At 58.9% G+C, this 19,731-nt stretch carries 20 protein-coding genes and 1 tRNA gene; 7 read left to right on the plus strand and 14 right to left on the minus strand.

Going from position 1 to position 19,731, the window contains the following annotated elements; all coding sequences use genetic code 11:
• Nucleotides 1-42: 42 nt before the first annotated feature.
• Both B2J69_RS12810 and B2J69_RS12815 read left to right on the plus strand, forming a co-directional pair.
• Nucleotides 43-564 carry a TetR/AcrR family transcriptional regulator gene (locus B2J69_RS12810; RefSeq protein ID WP_081139724.1) on the plus strand — a complete coding sequence of 174 codons (522 nt, stop codon included), beginning with the start codon at nucleotides 43-45 and terminating at the stop codon, nucleotides 562-564.
• The gene (locus B2J69_RS12815; protein WP_081139726.1) at nucleotides 561-1,697 is read left to right on the plus strand and encodes an MFS transporter; all 1,137 of its coding nucleotides are present in this window, start codon (nucleotides 561-563) and stop codon (nucleotides 1,695-1,697) included. The genes B2J69_RS12810 and B2J69_RS12815 overlap by 4 nt, the downstream gene beginning before the upstream one ends.
• 288 nt (nucleotides 1,698-1,985) lie before the next feature.
• Here B2J69_RS12815 and B2J69_RS12820 read toward each other — a convergent pair.
• Nucleotides 1,986-2,061: transfer RNA gene (locus B2J69_RS12820), tRNA-Phe, on the minus strand.
• Nucleotides 2,062-2,254: 193 nt separating this feature from the next.
• On the opposite strand from B2J69_RS12820, the gene B2J69_RS12825 reads away from it, so the two are divergent.
• The 4 genes from B2J69_RS12825 (at nucleotide 2,255) to B2J69_RS12840 (ending at nucleotide 5,388) form a co-directional block, all read left to right on the plus strand.
• Nucleotides 2,255-3,577 carry a methyl-accepting chemotaxis protein gene (locus tag B2J69_RS12825; RefSeq protein ID WP_081139728.1) on the plus strand — a complete coding sequence of 441 codons (1,323 nt, stop codon included), beginning with the start codon at nucleotides 2,255-2,257 and terminating at the stop codon, nucleotides 3,575-3,577.
• A gap of 267 nt (nucleotides 3,578-3,844) precedes the next feature.
• Complete coding sequence (locus tag B2J69_RS24090; RefSeq protein ID WP_158083436.1) at nucleotides 3,845-4,084, plus strand: hypothetical protein; 240 nt, start codon at nucleotides 3,845-3,847, stop codon at nucleotides 4,082-4,084.
• 227 nt (nucleotides 4,085-4,311) lie between these two features.
• The gene (locus B2J69_RS12835; RefSeq protein ID WP_081139730.1) at nucleotides 4,312-4,827 is read left to right on the plus strand and encodes a hypothetical protein; all 516 of its coding nucleotides are present in this window, start codon (nucleotides 4,312-4,314) and stop codon (nucleotides 4,825-4,827) included.
• 9 nt (nucleotides 4,828-4,836) lie between these two features.
• Complete coding sequence (locus B2J69_RS12840) at nucleotides 4,837-5,388, plus strand: DUF5384 family protein (protein ID WP_081139732.1); 552 nt, start codon at nucleotides 4,837-4,839, stop codon at nucleotides 5,386-5,388.
• 20 nt (nucleotides 5,389-5,408) lie between these two features.
• Here B2J69_RS12840 and mrdA read toward each other — a convergent pair whose 3' ends face one another.
• The 12 genes from mrdA to B2J69_RS12900 all read right to left on the minus strand — a co-directional run bounded on the left by mrdA (nucleotide 5,409) and on the right by B2J69_RS12900 (nucleotide 17,867).
• On the minus strand, nucleotides 5,409-7,286 hold the full coding sequence (gene mrdA / locus B2J69_RS12845) for a penicillin-binding protein 2 (RefSeq protein ID WP_081139734.1): 1,878 nt from the start codon (nucleotides 7,284-7,286) through the stop codon (nucleotides 5,409-5,411).
• A gap of 179 nt (nucleotides 7,287-7,465) precedes the next feature.
• The gene (deoD, locus tag B2J69_RS12850; protein WP_081139735.1) at nucleotides 7,466-8,179 is read right to left on the minus strand and encodes a purine-nucleoside phosphorylase; all 714 of its coding nucleotides are present in this window, start codon (nucleotides 8,177-8,179) and stop codon (nucleotides 7,466-7,468) included.
• 34 nt (nucleotides 8,180-8,213) lie between these two features.
• Nucleotides 8,214-9,437 carry a phosphopentomutase gene (gene deoB / locus B2J69_RS12855; RefSeq protein ID WP_081139737.1) on the minus strand — a complete coding sequence of 408 codons (1,224 nt, stop codon included), beginning with the start codon at nucleotides 9,435-9,437 and terminating at the stop codon, nucleotides 8,214-8,216.
• Between the two features lie 206 nt (nucleotides 9,438-9,643).
• Entirely contained in the window at nucleotides 9,644-10,975 is a 1,332-nt protein-coding gene (deoA, locus tag B2J69_RS12860) for a thymidine phosphorylase (RefSeq protein ID WP_081139739.1), read from the minus strand.
• A gap of 59 nt (nucleotides 10,976-11,034) precedes the next feature.
• Nucleotides 11,035-11,814: a deoxyribose-phosphate aldolase gene (gene deoC / locus B2J69_RS12865; protein WP_081139741.1), complete on the minus strand. Its 780-nt coding sequence runs from the start codon at nucleotides 11,812-11,814 to the stop codon at nucleotides 11,035-11,037.
• A 172-nt stretch (nucleotides 11,815-11,986) separates the two neighbouring features.
• On the minus strand, nucleotides 11,987-12,763 hold the full coding sequence (locus tag B2J69_RS12870; RefSeq protein WP_081139743.1) for a TatD family hydrolase: 777 nt from the start codon (nucleotides 12,761-12,763) through the stop codon (nucleotides 11,987-11,989).
• Nucleotides 12,760-13,812 (minus strand): patatin-like phospholipase family protein, encoded by a 1,053-nt coding sequence (locus B2J69_RS12875; protein WP_081139745.1) that lies wholly within the window; start codon nucleotides 13,810-13,812, stop codon nucleotides 12,760-12,762. The genes B2J69_RS12870 and B2J69_RS12875 overlap by 4 nt, the downstream gene beginning before the upstream one ends.
• Before the next feature lie 215 nt (nucleotides 13,813-14,027).
• On the minus strand, nucleotides 14,028-14,189 hold the full coding sequence (locus tag B2J69_RS12880) for a DUF1328 domain-containing protein (protein ID WP_065426276.1): 162 nt from the start codon (nucleotides 14,187-14,189) through the stop codon (nucleotides 14,028-14,030).
• A 100-nt stretch (nucleotides 14,190-14,289) separates the two neighbouring features.
• A complete protein-coding gene (gene osmY / locus B2J69_RS12885) occupies nucleotides 14,290-14,904 on the minus strand; it encodes a molecular chaperone OsmY (RefSeq protein ID WP_081139747.1) in 615 nt (204 codons plus the stop codon).
• A 259-nt stretch (nucleotides 14,905-15,163) separates the two neighbouring features.
• Nucleotides 15,164-16,747: a peptide chain release factor 3 gene (gene prfC, locus B2J69_RS12890; RefSeq protein ID WP_081139749.1), complete on the minus strand. Its 1,584-nt coding sequence runs from the start codon at nucleotides 16,745-16,747 to the stop codon at nucleotides 15,164-15,166.
• Between the two features lie 326 nt (nucleotides 16,748-17,073).
• Nucleotides 17,074-17,400: a DUF1493 family protein gene (locus B2J69_RS12895; RefSeq protein WP_081139751.1), complete on the minus strand. Its 327-nt coding sequence runs from the start codon at nucleotides 17,398-17,400 to the stop codon at nucleotides 17,074-17,076.
• On the minus strand, nucleotides 17,400-17,867 hold the full coding sequence (locus B2J69_RS12900; RefSeq protein ID WP_081139753.1) for an STM2901 family protein: 468 nt from the start codon (nucleotides 17,865-17,867) through the stop codon (nucleotides 17,400-17,402). Before B2J69_RS12900 ends, B2J69_RS12895 begins: the two co-directional genes overlap by 1 nt.
• 198 nt (nucleotides 17,868-18,065) lie before the next feature.
• Between B2J69_RS12900 and B2J69_RS12905 the strand changes: the two genes are divergently transcribed.
• On the plus strand, nucleotides 18,066-18,548 hold the full coding sequence (locus tag B2J69_RS12905) for an Hcp family type VI secretion system effector (RefSeq protein ID WP_081139755.1): 483 nt from the start codon (nucleotides 18,066-18,068) through the stop codon (nucleotides 18,546-18,548).
• 79 nt (nucleotides 18,549-18,627) lie between these two features.
• Here B2J69_RS12905 and B2J69_RS12910 read toward each other — a convergent pair whose 3' ends face one another.
• Nucleotides 18,628-19,731 (minus strand): M20 peptidase aminoacylase family protein, encoded by a 1,104-nt coding sequence (locus tag B2J69_RS12910; protein ID WP_081139757.1) that lies wholly within the window; start codon nucleotides 19,729-19,731, stop codon nucleotides 18,628-18,630.

A 19,731-nucleotide genomic window follows, 5' to 3' on the forward strand; every position in this document is an offset into this window, starting at 1 on the left:
CGCTACTACGCAAAAGTAAAACGATCGGTTTACTTTTAACAGATGAACAAACGCGATGATATTTTGCAGGCGGCTGAGAGGCTGTTCTACAACAACGGTTTTCACGCCACCAGCACCGACCAGCTTTGCCGGGAAGCGGGCGTCTCGACGCGCACGCTCTACCATCATTTTGCCTCGCGCGAGGCGCTGACCCTCAGCGTAATGGCGGCGCGGCGCGCGCGATTTTTCGGCGACCTGCTGCCTGCGCAGCATCCGCAGGCGCTACAGCGGCTGTTCGAGACGCTGGGCGCATGGACAGAGCAGTATGGCGCGCAGGGCTGCTTTTTTATTAAGGCCTGGGGCGAATATGCGGAGAAAGACGCGATGCTGGCGGCGCATGCGCTCGACTATCGCTACGCGCTGCGCCGCTATATCGGCGACTGCGTGGCGGATGAGGGGCTGGCGAATGCGGTCTGGATGCTGTTTGAAGGCGCGGTAATTTCGGCGCTGATGCTCGGTCCGGACGCGGCGAAGCACGCGGGCGAAGCCGCCGCGCAGCTGCTGTCGTGGGAGAAGCCGCGATGAGATCTTCCCTGGCGCTGGGCGTTACCGGCTTTTCCCTGATTGCCGTCACCTACGGGCTGGCGCGCTTTTCCTGGGGCCTGATGATGCCTGCGGTGAGCGAGGAGATCCCGTTTAGCGTGCATCTTGCCGGCATCCTGACCGCCTGTAGCTATCTCTCCTACTGTATGTCCACCGCCGCCGCGCCTGGGCTGGTGGCGCGCTTTGGCGCCAGCGCCTCGGCTTGCCTTGCCGCGCTCTGCGCCGCGGGCGGGCTGCTGCTGCTCGCCTGCGCCGTTTCCCCGCTGATGCTTGCCGCCGGGCTGTTTATCGCCGGGCTGAGCGCGGGTGTCGCCTCGCCTGCCGTTGCCAGCGCGGTCGGCGACACGCTGCCGCCTGCGCAGCAGGATCCCGCCAATACCGCGATCAACGCCGGCACCAGTGCGGGCATTATGCTCTCCGTGCCGGTGCTGATGCTGCTGCCAGGCGGCTGGCGCGCGGCCTGCGTGCTCTTTGCGCTGCTGGCGTTGATCTGCCTGCTGCCGGCCCGGCGCTATCTGCCAAAGGATCGGCGCGTGACAGAAAAAGATCGGCTTAGCTGGCGCGATCTGGTACGGCAACGATCCCTGCTGCGACTGGGGATCGTGGCGTTTATCAGCGGATCCGCCAGCGCGGCCTGGTGGAGCTTCGGCCCGGAGATTTTGCGTAACTATCTTCATCTGGATGGGCGCGACAGTAGCCTGCTGTGGCTGATCAGCGGCGGCGCGGGCATTGCCGGCGCGCTGACCGGCCTGGCGCGGCGCTGGCTCAGCATGGCGCAGATTTATCGGCTGTCGCAGGTCGCGATGGCGCTGCCGCTGCTGCTACTGGCGAGCCTGAACGGTTTTTCATGGTGGCTGTTTCCCGCCGTGGCGCTGGGCGGCGCGGGCTACGTTACGCTCTCCGGCGTGCTGCTGGTCTACGGCGCAGCCGCGACTCCTGCTTCAGCCGCCTCGGGCGTCGGCGTGGCGTTTTTTATGCTGGCGGCTGGTCAGGTGGCAGGATCGGCGCTGTTCGGCGCGTTTTATGCAGGGTTGGGCGCGGGTGCGGCGTTGCTGGGCTTTGCCGCGCTGGCGCTGGCGATGGCGGCGGTGCTGCCGGGTGCGCATAAGGCTTGATCTGTTTGATATGAGAGAGTGAGACTGACACTTTTTTTGGAATGGCGTTTGCGTTTTTGATTATTTTGCTTGCGCACCACGAATTAAAGAACCCAGCCATAAGGCTGGGTTCTTTAATTCGTGGTGCCCGAACCCGGACAAAAATGCCGGGAGCATTTTTGCTTTGCCGCGCCTGCGCGGCAAACCCGCAGGGCGAGCCGCAGGACGCGGCGAGGTTATCGAACCGGTTCGATGACGGGTTCCGCACAAAAGCAAAAACCCAGCCATAAGGCTGGGTTCTTTAATTCGTGGTGCCCGAACCCGGAATCGAACCAGGGACACGGGGATTTTCAATCCCCTGCTCTACCGACTGAGCTATTCGGGCAACGGGGCGCATTAAACCTTAATGCCCTCACAGCGTCAAACGCTTTTCATCAAATTGTCACTGACTGCTGCGTTTTATAGCAACCCGCAGACCAACTGGTAAAAAAAACCGCATTCGCCGCCCGCCGCGCTGTTTTTTTCATCAGCCGTGCCGATAACGATCGTGACACTTCATACCCATAATAAGGTGCACCATGTTTTCTACTATTTCATCAGGTCTTTTGTCACGCCTTGCGTGGCAAAATAAAACGCACTCCTCGGCCACGCTTAGCTCGCTAAACGACGCTATCGCCATGATCGAGTTCACGCCGGAAGGGATTATTTTGGGCGCTAACCCGCTGTTTCTCGACCGCATGGGCTACGCGCTCAGCGAGGTCGTCGGCCAGCATCACAGCCTGTTTTGCACCGCCGATTTCGTGCAGTCGTCGCACTACCGCGACTTCTGGCTGCGCCTGAAGCGCGGCGAAAGCTTCAGCGACAAGTTCCTGCGGCTGGCGAAACACAGCCGGCCGGTCTGGCTGGAGGCAAACTACGTGCCGGTGCAGGATCGCAGCGGCCGCGTGGTGAAAATCGTCAAGCTGGCCACCGATATTACCGCGCGCATCGTCGACGCCCAGGAGCAGCGCGCCATGACCACCGCCATTGAGCGATCGATGGCGGTCATCGCCTTTAACCTCAAAGGCGAAGTGCTGAAGGCCAACGCCAATTTTCTGAAAACCATGGGCTATCGCGCCGACGAGGTCATCGGCCTGCCGCACAGCCGTTTCTGTTCCGAACAGCTGCGCCAGAGCGCCGAATACAAAGCGTTCTGGGAGAAGCTCAACCGCGGCGAATTTATCTCCGGCCAGTTCCAGCGGGTGAATAAACAGGGCCGCACCATCTGGCTGCGCGCCACCTACAACCCGGTTTTTGATGAGGAGGGCATTCTGTATAAAGTGGTGAAATTCGCCACTGACGTCACGGCGCAGGTCGAGAAAAACCAGCTGGAGCGCGACGCCGCGCAGCAGGCCTACCAGACCGCGTTGCAGACTCGGGAAAGCACCCGCCACGGCGCCAGCGTGATCGAAAACAGCGTAGAGACCATCAACGCGCTGGCGGGCGAGCTGCACGGCATCTCCGACGATATCTCCGACCTCAGCGACTCCTCAGACCGCATCGGCGCGATTGTCGCCAGCATTCGCCGCATCGCCGATCAGACCAACCTGATCGCGCTTAACGCGGCGGTGGAGGCGGCGCGCGCGGGCGCTCACGGCCGCAGCTTCGCGGTGGTGGCGAACGAGGTGCGCACGCTGGCGGCCAATATCAACCAGGCCACCACCGAGATCGAGAGCCGGGTGCAGCAGAACCATCTGCTGGCGTCGAAGGCGCTGAAAAGCATCGAATCCAATATGAAGCGCGCCGATCACGGCGTGGTGCTGGCCCAACAGGCGGGCGGCGTTATCAGCGAGCTGCGCGACAGCTCATCGGAAGTGGTGCGTGCTATCAGCCACGTCACCGAAGCCCTGAGTCAGGAGTAGCCAGAAAAGCCGGCATTGTGCCTAATGCTTGTCAGTTAAGCTCATGTTCAGGTAAGGCCGCTATGTTCTCTAAATGGCGGCCTTTTTATTTACGCGTGTGGGCATGCTGGTGCGGGCCACAGCACCTCCTCTGCTGCCGGGCCGCGCGCACGGAAGCTGGCCAGCAGGCTGGGGCCGATCAGGGGCGGGCCTTTCGCAGCGCTGAACAGAATGAGGCTGCCAGGAGAGCCCGCAGGGATGCGGGCGAAAGGTGGGGCTGGAACAGGGATGTTCCATCCCCACCGGTCCGTCAGGCAGGCGAATGACGTGAAGGAACCGCGTCAGCGGCGCGAGGACCGCCCGCCCCTGAGCGACCCCAGACTGCGTTATCACCAGTCGATGCCGCCAGTAAAATGGTTTGCATTTATTTTAATCGCCATAGCGATGCAATTAACCAGCACTGAACAACTATTCGCCTTAAACATAAATAATGCTCAACTGGATTATCAGGAAATTTGCCTTAAATAATATGATTTCGAAACCCAATAGCGCGAGGCTTCAAGACCTCTGATACAACACCATGATTAAAGACAATTTTATCCGCTTTCTGAATTGCATTTAGCGCTGGCTATTTTCCTGCCTTAAGACAAATTTTGCCGATCACATCAGTTATTTTTCTAATTCTGGTAGCGCCTACTTTTCATCTCGGCTTGACGTGCTATTAATTCGGACTTTTCTTAAAAGGAGTTTTCGAGATGACGCTGGCAAAACCATTATTACTGTTAAGTATTCTTTCCCCTCTGGTCCTGACGGGCTGTCAGAGCAACGCCGACAGCTATGCGGCAAACGTCTACGACACCACGCAGCTCAACAACAAACAAGAAACCAAAACCGTTAATATCATCTCTATCCTGCCCGCCAAAGTAGCGGTGGATAACACGCGTAATAAACAAGCGGCGCAGACCTTCGGCGCCATCCTTGGCGCCGTGGCGGGCGGCGTCGCCGGCCATAACGTCGGCACCGGTTCTGGCCTCGGCACGACCGCAGGCGCGGTGGGCGGCGGCGCGGTCGGCGCGGCGGCAGGTTCGCTGGTCAGCGATAAAACCCTGGTGGACGGCGTGTCGCTGACCTACAAAGAGGGCACCAAAGTCTTTACCTCCACTCAGGTGGGCCGCACCTGCGACTTTACTTCGGGTCTGGCCGTGGTGATCTCGACCAAAAATAACGAAACGCGCATCCAGCCGAACACGGCCTGTCCGAAGAAAGCCTGAGGAGGATAAGTGAAATCTGTTATCACTTTTCTCTCGCTGGTGACCTTTAGCCTGACGGCGACGCTCAGCGCCGAAGCCGCGTCGTTGCAGGATCAGCTTGCCGCCGTGGCGGCAGCCGAGAACGCCGGCAAGGCGCAGGAGCAATCGCAGGAGGATGCGCGTCAGGCGAGGTTCGACCGCGAGGCGCGTGAAGAGCACGCGCGACGCGCCAGAATCGCCGCCGCCAGCGCGGAACGTCAGCGTCAGCGCGACGCCGCCGCCTCTGCGGAAAAATCGCGCGTGCTGGCGGAGCATCAGGCCGACAAGAAGCGCGATCAAAGCTATGAAGATGAGCTGCGCCAGCTGGAGCTGGAGCAGCGCAAGCTGGCGCTGAAGCGTGAAGCAGCACGGGTGGCGCGCGAAGATGAGTATATCGATCAGGATCTGAAATCGCGCGCCGCGCGCACCGACGTGGTCCAGTCGGAAGCGGATGCGACGCGCAACCTGTCGCAGGGCGGACGCGATTTGCTGCAGAGCGAAGGCAAAGCGCGGGAGAAAAAGGCCGGCAGCTGGTTTAACTGAGGCCTTGTTCTGCCCGGCGATTAAGGCTGATGCGCCGTCTCGACCGGCGCTTCGCTCGGCGGCGGCAGGAAGATATGATCGAGGATCTCGCGCATCACCGGCGCGGCGGTTACCCCTTCGTTGCCGCCGTTCTCCAGAATCAGCGCCACCGCCACCTTCGGATCGTTAAAGGGCGCAAACGCGGTATAGAAGATATGGTCGCGCAGGCGCACCGGGATCATCTTCGCGTTGTAGGTCTGGTTCTGCTTCAGGCTGAACACCTGCGAGGTGCCGCTCTTGGCCGCAATGCCATAGGGCGCGGTATGGAAATATTTATAGCCGGTGCCGTTCGGCGCATTCGCCATGCCGAACATCGCCCGGCGCACCAGCGCCCAGTAAGGCGAACGCGCGTCGCCAATCTGCGGCTGAGGCAGCGACGGCTGATACATCTCCACCGATTTGCCGCGTTCGGCTTTCGCCAGCAGATGCGGCGCGATCACCTTGCCGTTGTTGATCAGCGCCACCATCGCCTTCACCATCTGAATCGGCGTGGCGATCCAGTAGCCCTGGCCGATGCCTACCGACACCGTATCGCCCTGATACCACCCCTTTTTATGCACTTTCAGCTTCCAGTCGCGGCTTGGCAGCAGACCGTTGTACTCCTCGTTAAGATCGATGCCGGTCGATTTGCCATAGCCGAACTGACTGAGCATGCTGTGAATACGATCGATGCCCATCATAAAGGCCACCTGATAAAAGAAGGTGTCGGCCGACTCTTCAATCGCTTTGGTGACGTCGAGCATGCCGTGGCCGCTTTTTTTCCAGTCGCGGTAGCGGCGATCGGTGCCCGGCAGCGTCCAGGTGGGCGCGCCGAAGAAGCTGGTCTGCGGCGTGATGACCCCGGTCAGCAGCGCCGACATCGCCATATAGGGTTTTACCGTCGACGCGGGCGGATAGAGTCCCTGGGTGACGCGGTTGATCAGCGGCAGGTTTTTGTCCTGCAGCAGCGTTTTGTAGGCCTGGTAGCTGATGCCCTTCACGAAGGGATTGGGATCGTAGCTGGGGCTGGAGACCATCGCCAGCACCGAGCCGTCGTGCGGATCCTCCACCAGCACCGCGGCGCGCTGCCCGGCCAGCAGGCTTTCAACATACTGCTGTAAATGAAGATCGATGGTCAGGGTAATGTTTTTACCCGCCACCGGCGGCACCTCTTTCAGCACGCGCACGATGCGGCCGTGGTTGTCCACTTCCACTTCCTGATAGCCCGGCTTGCCGTGCAGCAGCGACTCGTAATACCCCTCGATGCCCTGCTTGCCGATGTTGTGATCGGCGGCATAGTTCTCGGCGATGCCGGCGGCGTTGAGACGCTTATAGTCGTTATCGTTGATTTTAGAGACGTAGCCGACCACGTGCGCCAGGTCCGCGCCGTAGGGGTATTCGCGATCCTGATAGGTGTCGATGCTGACGCCGGTAAAGCGGTACTGGTTGACCGAGAAGCGCGCCACCTGCTCGTCGGTCAGCTCCTCTTTCAGCACCACCGGCTTGTAGCGGCTGTTCTGCTTCAGGGTGCGGGTAAAGGTGTCGATCTCCTCCGGCGTCAGATCGACAATCGGCGTCAGCGCCTTCAGCGTCGCCTGCATATCGTCGATTTTATACGGCGTGAGCATAATGTCGTACCAGGTGACGTTATGCACCAGCGGAATGCCGTTGCGATCGTAGATCAGCCCGCGCGTCGGCGCGATGGGGATCATTTTGATGTCGTTCTGGTTAGATCGCGTCTGGTAGTAGCCGTGATCGCGCACCTGCAGACGATAGAGATTGACGCCGAGAATAATGAAACAGGTCACGACCAGCGCGAAGGCGACCAGCGCACGGCGCGCGAAGAGCTTTTCTTCAGCTTCGAAATTGCGGAAATTCATTAGGCGGCATTGGCAGATGAGTTATTTTTTGTAGTCGCGCTAATGATAGGCAGCTAAAAGAGCAGCACCAGCGGGAAGATGCACAGGAGTCGAGAAAAGTGTGTCATTTGGTGAGAATGTTACGAACGTAACAGGATGTTCCCCGCGCCGACCGGCACGGGGAACAGGCAGGCGCAGGCTTAGTCGCCCAGCAGCACCGACTCCAGCGCGATCTTAATCATATCGTTGAAGGTGGTCTGACGCTCGGCAGAGGTGGTCTGCTCATGGGTGCGGATATGGTCCGACACGGTGCAGATGGTCAGCGCCTTCGCGCCAAACTCCGCCGCCACGCCGTAAATGCCCGCCGCTTCCATCTCCACGCCGAGGATGCCGTACTTCTCCATCACGTCGAACATCTGCGGATCTGGGGTATAGAACAGATCGGCAGAGAAGATGTTGCCGACGCGCGCGTCCACGCCCAGCGCTTTGGCCGCGTCAACCGCGTTGCGCACCATATCGAAGTCGGCGATCGCCGCGAAGTCGTGATCCTTAAAGCGCATGCGGTTGACTTTAGAGTCGGTGCAGGCACCCATGCCGATCACGATGTCACGCAGCTTCACGTCCGGGCGCACCGCGCCGCAGGAGCCGACGCGGATGATTTTCTTCACGCCAAAATCGGTGATCAGCTCTTTGGTGTAGATCGAGCAGGACGGGATGCCCATGCCGTGACCCATCACGGAGATTTTGCGGCCTTTATAGGTGCCGGTGTAGCCCAGCATGCCGCGCACGTTGTTCACTTCAACCGGGTTTTCCAGAAAGGTTTCCGCGATGTGCTTTGCGCGCAGCGGGTCGCCCGGCATCAGTACCACGTCGGCGAAGTCGCCCATTTCTGCATTAATGTGAGGAGTTGCCATGGTTATTTGTCCTTTTTAAATTTAGCGGCTCTGTTTACAGCATGCTCTTGCCGTAGTCCATATCGGACAGGCCAAAATAGTGCGCGATCGTCTGCCCGATGTCCGCGAAGGTCTCGCGGTAGCCCAGCGAGCCGGGTTTCACTTTCGGGCCGTAGATCAGAATCGGAATATGCTCGCGCGTGTGCTCGGTGCCCTGCCAGGTCGGGTCGCAGCCGTGGTCGGCGGTGAGGATCAGAATGTCATCCTCTTTCACCAGCGCCATCAGCTCCGGCAGACGGCGATCGAACAGCTCCAGCCCGCCCGCATAGCCGGCGACGTCGCGACGGTGACCCCAGGTGGAGTCGAAATCGACGAAGTTGGTAAAGACGATCGACTGGTCGGGCGCCTGTTTCATCTGCTCGATGGTGGCGTCGAACAGCGCGTCCAGGCCGGTGGCTTTCACCTTCTGCGTGATGCCCTGCTGAGCGTAGATGTCAGCGATTTTACCCACTGAAATCACTTCGCCGCCCTTTTCGTCCACCAGCTTTTTCAGCATGGTCGGCGAAGGCGGTTCCACCGCCAGGTCGTGACGGTTGCCGGTGCGCTCGAAGTGGCCCGCTTTGTCGCCGACAAACGGACGCGCGATAACGCGGCCGATATTGTAGCCGCCTTCGGTCAGCTCTTCACGGGCGATTTCACACAGTTCATAGAGGCGGTCAAGGCCGAAAGTCTCTTCGTGACAGGCGATTTGGAACACCGAGTCCGCCGAGGTGTAGAAAATCGGCTTGCCGGTTTTCATATGCTCTTCGCCCAGCTGGTCGAGGATCACCGTGCCGGAAGAGTGGCAGTTGCCGAGATAGCCCGGCAGATCGGCGCGTTCCACCAGCTTGTCGAGCAGTTCCTGCGGAAAGCTGTTCTCTTTGTCGCTGAAGTAGCCCCAGTCGAACAGCACCGGCACGCCGGCGATTTCCCAGTGGCCGGACGGAGTGTCTTTGCCGGAGGAGATTTCGCTGGCGTAGGCGTAGGCGCCGGTGATCTCTGCATTGGGATCGAGGCCCAGCGGAAAGCGGCCGGTGGAAAGCTCGGCGGCTTTGCCGAGGCCGAGCGCGGTGAGGTTCGGCAGATGCAGCGGGCCTTTACGGCCTTTGTCCGCTTCGCCGTTAAAGCACGCTTCGGCGATGTGGCCCAGCGTGTCCGATCCTGCGTCGCCGAATTTGTCGGCGTCTTTGCTTGAGCCGATCCCAAAGGAATCGAGCACCATAATAAAAGCACGTTTCATGCAAGTCTCCTGCGCCTGCGCGCGTGACAAGTCAAAAAAAAGCGATCAGATCAGTATACCCGAATGGCTGCCTGACGGCAGCATAAAGCCGCAGATTTGCGGCTTCGTCACGTCAGATACGGCCGCGGATAACAGGGCTCGATCGCAAAACGCAAAAACGGCATCCCTGCCCGTTCGGCCCGCGCCATATTATCCGCGGTTTAGGCTCAGCCGTCGCTGGCGGTGACCCGGCGATAAACCACCGGCGTCGCCTCTGGCGCGCTGTCGCTCAGCGTCACCGCCGCTTTCACCGCTGCGGCCGCCTGCTGCCAGCTCGCCTCGCTGCTAGCGTGCACCATCGCCAGCGGGCGCTGCGCGTCGGCGCGTTCCCCCAGGGTGATCATATCGCTCATGCCCACGCTGTAGTCGATGCTGTCGCTGGCGCGCTGACGCCCGCCGCCCATCGCCACCACCGCCATCCCCAGCGCGCGCGTGTCCATGCTGCTGACGATGCCGGGACGATCGGCGTAGACCGCTTTGCTGAGCATCGGCTGGGGCAGATAAGCGTCGTGGCGCTCGACAAAGTCGACCGGGCCGCCCTGCGCGGCGACCATGCGCGCGAACACCTCCGCCGCCTGGCCGCTGTCCAGCACCTGCAGCAGCTTGCCGCGCGCCTCTTCTTCGCTGGCCGCCAGTTTGCCGGAGATCAGCATCTCGCTGCACAGCGCCAGGGTCACCTCCAGCAGGCGCGGGTTGCGCTCTGCGCCAGTGAGAAAGCGCACCGCTTCGCGCACTTCCAGCGCGTTGCCCGCGCTGGAGGCGAGCACCTGATTCATATCGGTGAGCAGCGCGGTGGTGGTGCAGCCCGCGCCGTTCGCCACGCCGACAATCGCCTGCGCCAGATCGTGCGACGCCTCGAAGGTGGGCATAAAGGCGCCGGAGCCGACCTTGACGTCCATCACCAGCGCGTCCAGCCCTTCCGCCAGCTTTTTCGCCAGAATCGAGGCGGTGATCAGCGGGATAGAGTCCACGGTGGCGGTGATATCGCGCGTGGCGTAGAAGCGCTTGTCCGCCGGCGCCAGCGAGCTGGTCTGGCCGATGATCGCCACGCCGACCTGTTTGATGATCTGACGAAAACGATCGTCGTCCGGGAAGATGTCGAAGCCGGGGATCGCCTCCAGCTTGTCCAGCGTGCCGCCGGTATGGCCCAGGCCGCGCCCCGAGATCATCGGCACATAGCCGCCGCAGGCGGCCACCATCGGACCCAGCATCAGCGAGGTCACGTCGCCGACGCCGCCCGTCGAATGTTTATCGACCACCGGTCCGTTGAGGTTGAGCGACCGCCAGTTGAGCACGGTGCCGGAGTCGCGCATCGCCATGGTCAGCGCCACGCGCTCCGGCAGCGACATATCGTGAAAAAAGATGGTCATCGCCAGCGCGGCAATCTGGCCTTCCGACACGCTGTTGTCGCGCACGCCGTTGATAAAGAAGCGGATTTCCTCTTCACTCAGCGCCTGGCCGTCGCGTTTCTTACGGATAATTTCTTGCGGCAGAAACAAAATCGCCCCCATGATCAGGGTTGAGATGAGAATGGCGGCCAGCGGCCGCCGTCACGCAATCAGTAGCCGGCTTTGCTGCTGGCGGTCTGATGACCCAGCGCGTTCAGCAGGCTGGCTAACAGGCTGGATGCGCCAAAGCGGAAGTGGCGCGCGTCGGCCCAGCCTTCGCCGAGGATGTCGTCCGCCAGCTTGAGGTAGAGCGCCGCGTCTTCCGCGCTGCGCACGCCGCCGGCCGGTTTAAAGCCGACCTGCTCTTTCACGCCTTTATCGCGGATCACGCTCATCATGATCTGCGCCACTTCCGGCGTGGCGTTGACCGGCACCTTGCCGGTAGAGGTTTTGATAAAGTCCGCGCCTGCGTCGATGGCGATCTCAGAGGCCTGGCGGATCAGCGCTTCCTCTTTCAGCTCGCCGCTTTCGATAATTACCTTCAGCAGCACGTCAGCCTGAGCGCACGCCTCTTTACAGGCTTTCACCAGATCGAAGCCGATCTGGGCGTTGCCGGCGATCAGCGCGCGATAGGAAAACACCACGTCGACTTCATCCGCGCCGTAGGCGATAGCCGCGCGGGTTTCCGCCAGCGCGATGTCGATGTCGTCGTTGCCGTGCGGGAAGTTGGTCACGGTGGCGATGCGGATCTCTGGCGTGCCCTGCTCGCGCAGCGCTTTGCGCGCCACCGGAATAAAGCGCGGATAGATGCAGATAGCGGCGGTGTTGCCCGCAGGCGATTTCGCCTGGCGGCAGAGGGCGATCACTTTTTCATCGGTGTCGTCTTCGTTCAGGGTGGTCAGGTCCATCAGGTGCAGCGCGCGCTGCGCCGCAGCGGTAATGTCAGTCATAGTGTTCTCCAGATAACAAACAGGCGCGAAAGCGCCGGCTGAATGTGATAATTCTAACAATTCCAGCGGCTGGCGAATGTGTTATCCGTCACACCGCTATCAGCAACAGAAAGCGATGGCGTTATTATAACGCAGAGAGACGCAATGTTACTATTATCACATTGAGAGAAGATTACGCAGGCAGGTTGAACAGCGCGCACGTGTTGCGCCACAGCGCCTCGGCGATCGCCTGCGGCGACTCCGGGCGCAGCTCGCACAAGGTTTGCCACACCAGACGGGCGCGCTCCGGCCGGTTCGGCTCGCCCTGAAAGCCGTGCAGCGGCATATCGGGCGCGTCGGTTTCAAGCAGCAGCGCCTCCAGCGGCAGCTGCGCCAGGGTATTACGGGTTTTGCTGGCGCGCGCGTAGGTGATGGTGCCGCCGACGCCGATGGCGTAGCCGAGTTTGATAAAGGCCTGCGCCTGCTGCAGGCTGCCGGCGAAGCCGTGCACCACGCCGCGGCGCGGCAGGTCGTGACGGCGCAGATGCAGCGCCAGCTTGTCGTGGGTGCGGCGCGAATGGAGGATCACCGGCAGCTCGTACTGCTTCGCCAGCCGCAGCTGCGCGTCGAGCAAAAACTCCTGACGCGCAAACTGCGGGTTCTCCATATAGAGGTCGAGGCCGATCTCGCCTATCGCCGCAAGCTTTGCTGGCTGCTGCTGCAGCCAGCTCTCCAACTGGTCGAGATGCGCGTCTTCATGCCGATCGATAGCGATGGGATGCAGGCCGAGCGCCGCGTAAAGCGCGGGATGCTGCGCCGCCAGCGCCACAATGCGCGCAAAGCGGCTGGCGTCCACCGCCGGTACGATAATGCGCTCGACCCCCGCCTCGGCGGCGCGCGCGATACTCTTTTCCTCATCGCCGACAAAAGGCGGGAAATCGAAATGGCAGTGGGTGTCGGTAAATCTCATGCCAGCGACCCTTCATCATAGTCTGCGTCGTTGCCTGCGACCGGCGGCGTCATGATCGGCCGGTTGTCGGGCGCGTTGGCGACCGGCGCCAGCGGCGTGACGGTGGTATAGCGCACGAACGGCTCGGCGTCGCTGAGCCACTGTCCCAGCGTCGCCAGGAAGTAGCGGCCGCAGCGCCGCCCCAGATGGTAGTCCTGATTCAGCGACGCGACGCGGCTGCCGAGCGCCATGCTCGCCAGCACGTGCGGCGGATAGATTTCAATGATACGCAGGTCGTCCGGCGGCTGCTCGATAAACTGCTGGATCTCGCGATAGCTCGCTTCGTGATGATGCAGGATGTTGATCATCGGCTGCAGCGCGCTGGCGCTCAGCCAGCGCTCCATGCGCTTCATCCATTTTGGCGTATAAAACATCTGCGACGGCACGGTGCGGATCACTACGATGGTATCCGCGCCGCGCCGCGCCGCCTCACGCACCGGAATGGCGTCGCTGATGCCGCCGTCAAGATAGCTGATGCCCTCCAGGTCGACCCCGAGCCGGTAAAAGCCGGGAATGGCGCTGGAGGCTTTAATGAGATCGTGCCAGTTGGCGCTGGTCGGCGCGAAATAGCCGGGCGTATAGTCGTCGCTGCGGCAGGCGCACATATAGAATTCGCGTCCGCTGTCGAACAGCAGCTTGCCGCTCTCCAGCGACAGCGGCAGTTCGCGCCGCGTCACGTCGATAAGCCAGTCGAGATCGATCAGGTTGCCGCCGCGCACGAAGCGCAGCGGATCGAAAAAGAGTTTGCTGGTGGTGTAGCGCGTGATAACGCGACGCGCGTAGCCCTGCTGGCCGCAGACAAAGGCAGAGAGATTTTGCGCCCCGGCCGAGGTGCCGATAAAGAGATCGAAGGGATTGAATTTCGCCCGCTGGAACTCGTCCAGCACGCCTGCAGTAAAGATGCCGCGCTGTCCGCCACCTTCGCAGACCAGAGCGATTTTACGCGCTTTAAAGGGGGAAAGGGCTAAGGGCTCAATCGCGCCCAGCGTAACGGGGATCCGAATACCCACTTCTGTTCCTCAGAAAGGGTTCAGAGGTCTGCTGTTGCGTTTATCCGTTTGAATTCAGCAGCATCCCGGAGAACCAGCCATGTTGTCTCCTGACCCGCCGCCAGACTAGCTGGCGGCTGCCGCCGCGCGTGATGCGTTTTCCTTTACGCTGCGCGGCGGCTGGCTGGTCTCCGCTTTATGCATGCTCATTGCAAAAATCAGAATGACTCAACCGGTCAGGGTCGTTTGCGGCCGGTAAACAGGCTCACGAGGAACAGAATAATACCAACAACGAAGACAACTTTAGCCGCCCATGCTGCCGTACCGGCGAGGCCGCCAAATCCTAACGCCGCCGCGATCAGTGCAATTACCAGAAAAATAATACCCCAACGAAACATAAGCCTCTCCTTACCTTAGTGAAATCGAACTGCTCGTTTCTTTCCCATTTTGGGTTTTGTTTTGTCAGTACGGCGTCACGCGGACGCCGCGCTCACGACGTTAAGACTTCACGGTCAGGTCATTCTTAACGCTTTTAACGCCTTCAATGGCTTTCGCGATGCTTTCAGCGCGATCCGACTGCGCTTTAGTCGCGACGGTTCCTGAGAGCTGAACAACGCCGTCGGTGGTTTCTACCTTGACGTTACGCGACGGGACGATGTCATCGGCTAACAGTTTAGCTTTAATTTCGCTCGTCGTTGCCGCATCTCCGGCATATCCTTTCAAACTTTGTGATTTGCTGTCTTTAACGTGCAGTTTGTCGCTGACGGATTTCACACCTTCCACGTTTTTCACCACGGCGACGGCTTTTTCAGCCTGATCCTGCGAGGCGACAAAACCGCTCAGAGTCACTACGCCATCGTGCGTTTTCACGGAGATATCCGTACTTTTTATCGCTTCGTCATCCACCAGAGCCGCTTTGGCTTTTGCGGTGACGGCGCTGTCATCCATAAATCCATCGACTTTTTTCATAGAACTATTGATTTTCGCACCGGCGTTGTCCGCACTCTGCTGCGCTTTCTGCGTCATTGAGTCGTCAGCCAGGGCGCTGCCGCTTAACAGGGCGGAACCAACCATTACCGCCATCAGCGTTTGGGCAATCTTAGTCTTATTCATCGATATCTTCCTTCTGTCAGTGAGCTCACCCACAACCGTGGGCGCAACAGCAGCAAACGGCGCTGCTGCATCGTTGGACGTAAGGGAGAAGCAACTTCTCTTTTGCCGTCCGACAGAATAATCATAGCTGGTGTTTGGCGTTTTGCCTGAATAACTGGTTGATCGCACGCCAGTTAAAAGAAAAAGCAGAGTTTTTAGGAAGAGTCTGGAGGGGAGGAACAGGGCCAGCCAAAGCTGGGCGGCCCTGTTGCAGTGCAGATTAATGCTCGCGGGTTTTACGGAAGATCACGTCAGGATAGCGCTCCTGGGTGATATTCAGGTTAACCATGGTCGGTGCGATGTAGGTCAGGTTATCGCCGCCGTCGAGCGCGAGGTTGATCTCGTTTTTACGCTGGAACTCGTCGAATTTCTTCGCATCGCTGCATTCGACCCAGCGCGCCGTCGAAACGTTGATCGCTTCGTAGATCGCCTCGACGTTATATTCGCTCTTCAGACGCGCCACCACCACGTCGAACTGCAGCACGCCGACCGCGCCGACAATCAGATCGTTGTTGTGCACCGGACGGAACACCTGCACGGCGCCCTCTTCCGACAGCTGCACCAGCCCTTTCAGCAGCTGCTTCTGCTTGAGCGGATCGCGCAGGCGAATGCGGCGGAACAGCTCAGGGGCGAAGTTCGGAATGCCGGTGAACTTCATGTTCTCGCCCTGAGTGAAGGTGTCGCCGATCTGGATGGTGCCGTGGTTGTGCAGGCCGATGATGTCGCCAGGCCAGGCCTCTTCCACGTGCGAGCGGTCACCCGCCATAAAGGTCAGCGCGTCGGAGATCACCACATCTTTGCCGGTGCGCACCTGACGCAGCTTCATGCCCTTTTCATATTTACCGGAGACGACGCGCATAAAGGCGACGCGGTCGCGGTGTTTCGGGTCCATGTTGGCCTGAATCTTAAACACGAAGCCGGTGAATTTCTCTTCCTCTGCGGTGACGATACGCGCGTCAGTTGCGCGCGGCATCGGCGCGGGCGCCCAGGAGACCAGGCCGTCGAGCATATGGTCGACGCCAAAGTTGCCCAGCGCGGTGCCGAAGAAGACCGGCGTGATCTCGCCGCTCAGGAACAGCTCCTGATCGAATTCGTGCGACGCGCCTTTTACCAGCTCCAGCTCTTCGCGCAGCTGCGCCGCCAGCTCTTCGCCGACCGCGCTGTCCAGCTCCGGGTTATCCAGCCCTTTGACGATGCGCACTTCCTGAATGGTGTGGCCCTTGCCCGTCTGGTAGAGATAGGTTTCGTCGTTGTAGAGGTGGTAAACCCCTTTGAACAGCTTGCCGCAGCCGATAGGCCAGGTGATAGGCGCGCAGGCAATTTTCAGCTCGCTTTCCACCTCATCCAGCAGCTCCATCGGATCGCGGATGTCGCGGTCGAGCTTGTTCATAAAGGTCAGGATCGGCGTGTCGCGCAGACGGGTGACTTCCATCAGCTTGCGGGTACGATCCTCGACGCCTTTCGCCGCGTCGATCACCATCAGGCAGCAGTCCACCGCCGTCAGGGTGCGGTAGGTATCTTCCGAGAAGTCTTCGTGTCCCGGCGTGTCGAGCAGGTTGACCAGGCTCTCGCGGTAGGGGAACTGCATCACGGAGGTGGTAATAGAGATGCCGCGCTGCTTCTCCATCTCCATCCAGTCCGATTTAGCGTGCTGGCTCGAGCCGCGGCCTTTTACCGTACCGGCGGTCTGGATAGCCTGTCCGAACAGCAGTACTTTTTCAGTGATGGTGGTTTTACCAGCATCGGGGTGCGAAATAATGGCAAAGGTGCGGCGGCGCGCCACCTCTTGCATGAAATTAGACATGAGTGAGTTCTTCTCATCGAGGCAACGTCGCGTAAGGGGACGCTGCAGAGTAATCATGATGGCCGGAAATCCGGCAGGTAAACGGAGCCAGGGTGACGCAACGGCGTCAGAAGGCGGTGGTCGAGGCGCGTTCTACATTGGCGGCGATTCCGGTTACCTGGTCTTCGTTAAGGCGGCATAGCATACAATATTTTGCGCGCGGCGGCGAACAGGGGCAGGAAAAATTGTTGGGAACAGATGCGCTGCGGCTAGTCATGCTCGCAAGATGCGGGAGCCTGAAGCTGGTACGTTGAGAACAAGGTCGTGTGCGGCACCAGAATCAGCACTCAATCATAAAGCCAGCGTCCCGCTTTAACTGACTCAATAATCATTGCTACCGTAAGCGGTTTTATTCTCTTTTTAAACGTCTGTTGCCAGAAAGGATATTCATATTCAAGATAATTTCTCGTATCAAGCTGGCTGTAATCAACATTAAAGGCAGTGAATACATCGATTAGAAATTCTTCCGCATCTTCAGGGGTAAACTGAAAATCTTCGTTCAGACTCCACTCCGGTGTAATCTGTTTAATTTCCGATCGAAACCAGCGTTTCTTTACGGGATAGTGCGCCATTAAATAATCGATTACTTTTTTTTCATAATCAGTTTCACTCATCAGAAGGCTGTCCATTGTATGCGATCCCGTGGACGAACAATTAGATTGTATTCTCTTTTAGTATTACTCAAAACCCGCTGAATCGTCACCACAGCATTCGCATAACCAATCCAGGGGATATAGCGGCCAACAAAAGTTGCTATTTTATTAGAAGGTACCATTTTCAGTTTATTAAAGGAACCCACAGGCGCAACTGGCCTCAAACCAAAAGGAAAGCGCGCATCTTTAAGCAATTTCCTGCTGAGAACCGAAGCGACGCTGGTGCCCGGCGTATTATGCGCTGCATCTAATTTTCCCGAAACACTCATTAAAGGCTGCCCACTCAAAATCAAGGCACCAGACGTCATACTTAAACCAAAGGCTTTGGAAAAGTTCTCGAGAAATATTAAGTTAAAAAGCTCTCTTGCGCTGAGATTATTATGTCCATGATAGAAATAAGTCCCATTTATCTCTTCAACAGTATCCATCGCATCATCCTTTATATTCTTACTGACACAAGTAAAGCGTCTTTGACTGTCACACATGGCATAGCGGGTAAGATAATCACGTATAATCTTGATGATTATTTAACAAGAGAATAAAAAACGAACATTGATCTGAGACAATTTTATTATTAAGTCATAGCAGTAATATCTGACATGGTACTTTTACAAGGAGGATAAACTATGCCTATACCAGCGTATATGTGGCTTAGGGACGACGGTGGCGCGCTTATTAAAGGCGGCGTCGATGTACAGGACCGTGAATTTAGCATCGAAGTGCGCGGCTTTCATCATAATTTGATGATCCCTACTGACAATGCTACAGGAAAAGTGACAGGCACACGCATTCATTCGCCAATGCTTATCGTTAAGGAGTTTGATTATTCTAGCCCTTATCTTTATAAAGCTGTTGCAACTGGGCAGAACTTAACCTCCGCTGAAATAAAGTGGTATAAAATTAACGATGCGGGACAAGAAGCGGAATACTTTAATATGTTACTTGAAGGCGTTCGCGTTGTATCTATCTCTCCTTCTATGGCTGCTCCAGATAATAAAAATGAAAATCATATGGAAACGGTGGAACTACGTTATGAACGAATCACCTGGAAACATTGCGACGGCAATATTATCTATACTGATTCGTGGAATGAACGTCAAACGCTATAAATAAGTAAAGGGGCATTGCCCCTTCATTTTATGACTATTTTTTCACCATTCCAGAGTAACGATATTATGCTCGTCTTATTTACCCTAGCACCCTTGTTACGCAGGATTTGAAGATCTTCACGCCGATGGCCAGCGCGCTGAGATCGAAGTGCATATCAGGATGATGCAGTCCCGGCACCAGGTTGGTGCCCAGCCCCCAGAAACCCGCCTTCACGTTCGGGCGTTTTACCGGATAGTAGAAGAAGTCTTCGCTGCCCGGCGTGGTTTTCGCCTCCAGCAGCCCGTTGCCACCCAGCACCTCGGTAATGGCCGCGCGGATCACCGCTGTGGCCTCATCATGGATCTCCGCCGCCGGCATCTCTTTCAACACCACGACCTCGGCGCTGGCGCCCAGCGCCGCGACGCTGTGCTGGATCGCCTGGGTGACCTTCTCTTTCAGCGCCTCCATCGGCGCGTTCTCCTGCGAACGCAAATCCCACACCACGCGCGCCTGGTCAGGCACCGAGTTGGTGACGCCGGCGTCGCAGAGAAAACGCGTCGCCTTCACGCTCCAGTTCAGCCCCGGCGAAAGGTGGATCGCGTTAACTGCATTAACCGCCTGCACCGCCGCGTCCAGCGCGTTAACGCCGAGATGCGGTCGCGCGGCGTGCGCGGGCACGCCTTTAATGGTGGCTTCCAGCGTCGAGCAGGCGGAGTAGAGCACCGCAGGCGTCGCCTCGCCGACCACGCACTCTTCCAGCGGACGCAGATGGAAGCCGAGGATCATCTCCACGTCGTCCAGCGCGCCACCCTCCACCATCGCCAGCGCGCCGGCGCCCAGCTCTTCCGCCGGCTGAAACAGAATCTTCAGGCGGCCCTTTTTCACCGCACCTTCCGCCAGCAGCTCCTGCGCGGCGGTCAGCACCACGGAAGAGTGGCCGTCATGACCGCAGGTATGGCGCGCGCAGGCGACGCCGTCGATGATATGGCCGAGCGCGTCCATGTCGGCGCGCAGCGCCAGCACCGGGCCCGGCACGCCGCTGTCGATCTCCGCGACGATGCCGGTGGTCTGGTTGACGCCGCGCGTCACCTTCAGCCCCGCTTTCTCCAGCTGATCGGCGATATAGGCGGAGGTTTTAAACTCTTCAAACCCCAGTTCAGGAATTTCGTGCAGGTAGTGGTAATGCTCTAATACCTTTGACAC

It is taken from the genome of Pantoea latae, assembly GCF_002077695.1.
In the GTDB taxonomy this organism is placed as follows: Bacteria; Pseudomonadota; Gammaproteobacteria; order Enterobacterales; family Enterobacteriaceae; genus Pantoea; species Pantoea latae.

Bases quoted from the DNA above. Each gene is read 5' to 3' on its own strand.
- B2J69_RS12810 (WP_081139724.1), top strand. From the start codon at position 43: ATGAACAAACGCGATGATATTTTGCAGGCGGCTGAGAGGCTGTTCTAC.
- B2J69_RS12815 (WP_081139726.1), top strand. From the start codon at position 561: ATGAGATCTTCCCTGGCGCTGGGCGTTACCGGCTTTTCCCTGATTGCC.
- B2J69_RS12825 (WP_081139728.1), top strand. From the start codon at position 2,255: ATGTTTTCTACTATTTCATCAGGTCTTTTGTCACGCCTTGCGTGGCAA.
- B2J69_RS24090 (WP_158083436.1), top strand. From the start codon at position 3,845: ATGTTCCATCCCCACCGGTCCGTCAGGCAGGCGAATGACGTGAAGGAA.
- B2J69_RS12835 (WP_081139730.1), top strand. From the start codon at position 4,312: ATGACGCTGGCAAAACCATTATTACTGTTAAGTATTCTTTCCCCTCTG.
- mrdA (WP_081139734.1), bottom strand. From the start codon at position 7,286: ATGAATTTCCGCAATTTCGAAGCTGAAGAAAAGCTCTTCGCGCGCCGT.
- deoD (WP_081139735.1), bottom strand. From the start codon at position 8,179: ATGGCAACTCCTCACATTAATGCAGAAATGGGCGACTTCGCCGACGTG.
- deoB (WP_081139737.1), bottom strand. From the start codon at position 9,437: ATGAAACGTGCTTTTATTATGGTGCTCGATTCCTTTGGGATCGGCTCA.
- deoC (WP_081139741.1), bottom strand. From the start codon at position 11,814: ATGACTGACATTACCGCTGCGGCGCAGCGCGCGCTGCACCTGATGGAC.
- B2J69_RS12870 (WP_081139743.1), bottom strand. From the start codon at position 12,763: ATGAGATTTACCGACACCCACTGCCATTTCGATTTCCCGCCTTTTGTC.
- B2J69_RS12880 (WP_065426276.1), bottom strand. From the start codon at position 14,189: ATGTTTCGTTGGGGTATTATTTTTCTGGTAATTGCACTGATCGCGGCG.
- osmY (WP_081139747.1), bottom strand. From the start codon at position 14,904: ATGAATAAGACTAAGATTGCCCAAACGCTGATGGCGGTAATGGTTGGT.
- prfC (WP_081139749.1), bottom strand. From the start codon at position 16,747: ATGTCTAATTTCATGCAAGAGGTGGCGCGCCGCCGCACCTTTGCCATT.
- B2J69_RS12895 (WP_081139751.1), bottom strand. From the start codon at position 17,400: ATGAGTGAAACTGATTATGAAAAAAAAGTAATCGATTATTTAATGGCG.
- B2J69_RS12900 (WP_081139753.1), bottom strand. From the start codon at position 17,867: ATGGATACTGTTGAAGAGATAAATGGGACTTATTTCTATCATGGACAT.
- B2J69_RS12905 (WP_081139755.1), top strand. From the start codon at position 18,066: ATGCCTATACCAGCGTATATGTGGCTTAGGGACGACGGTGGCGCGCTT.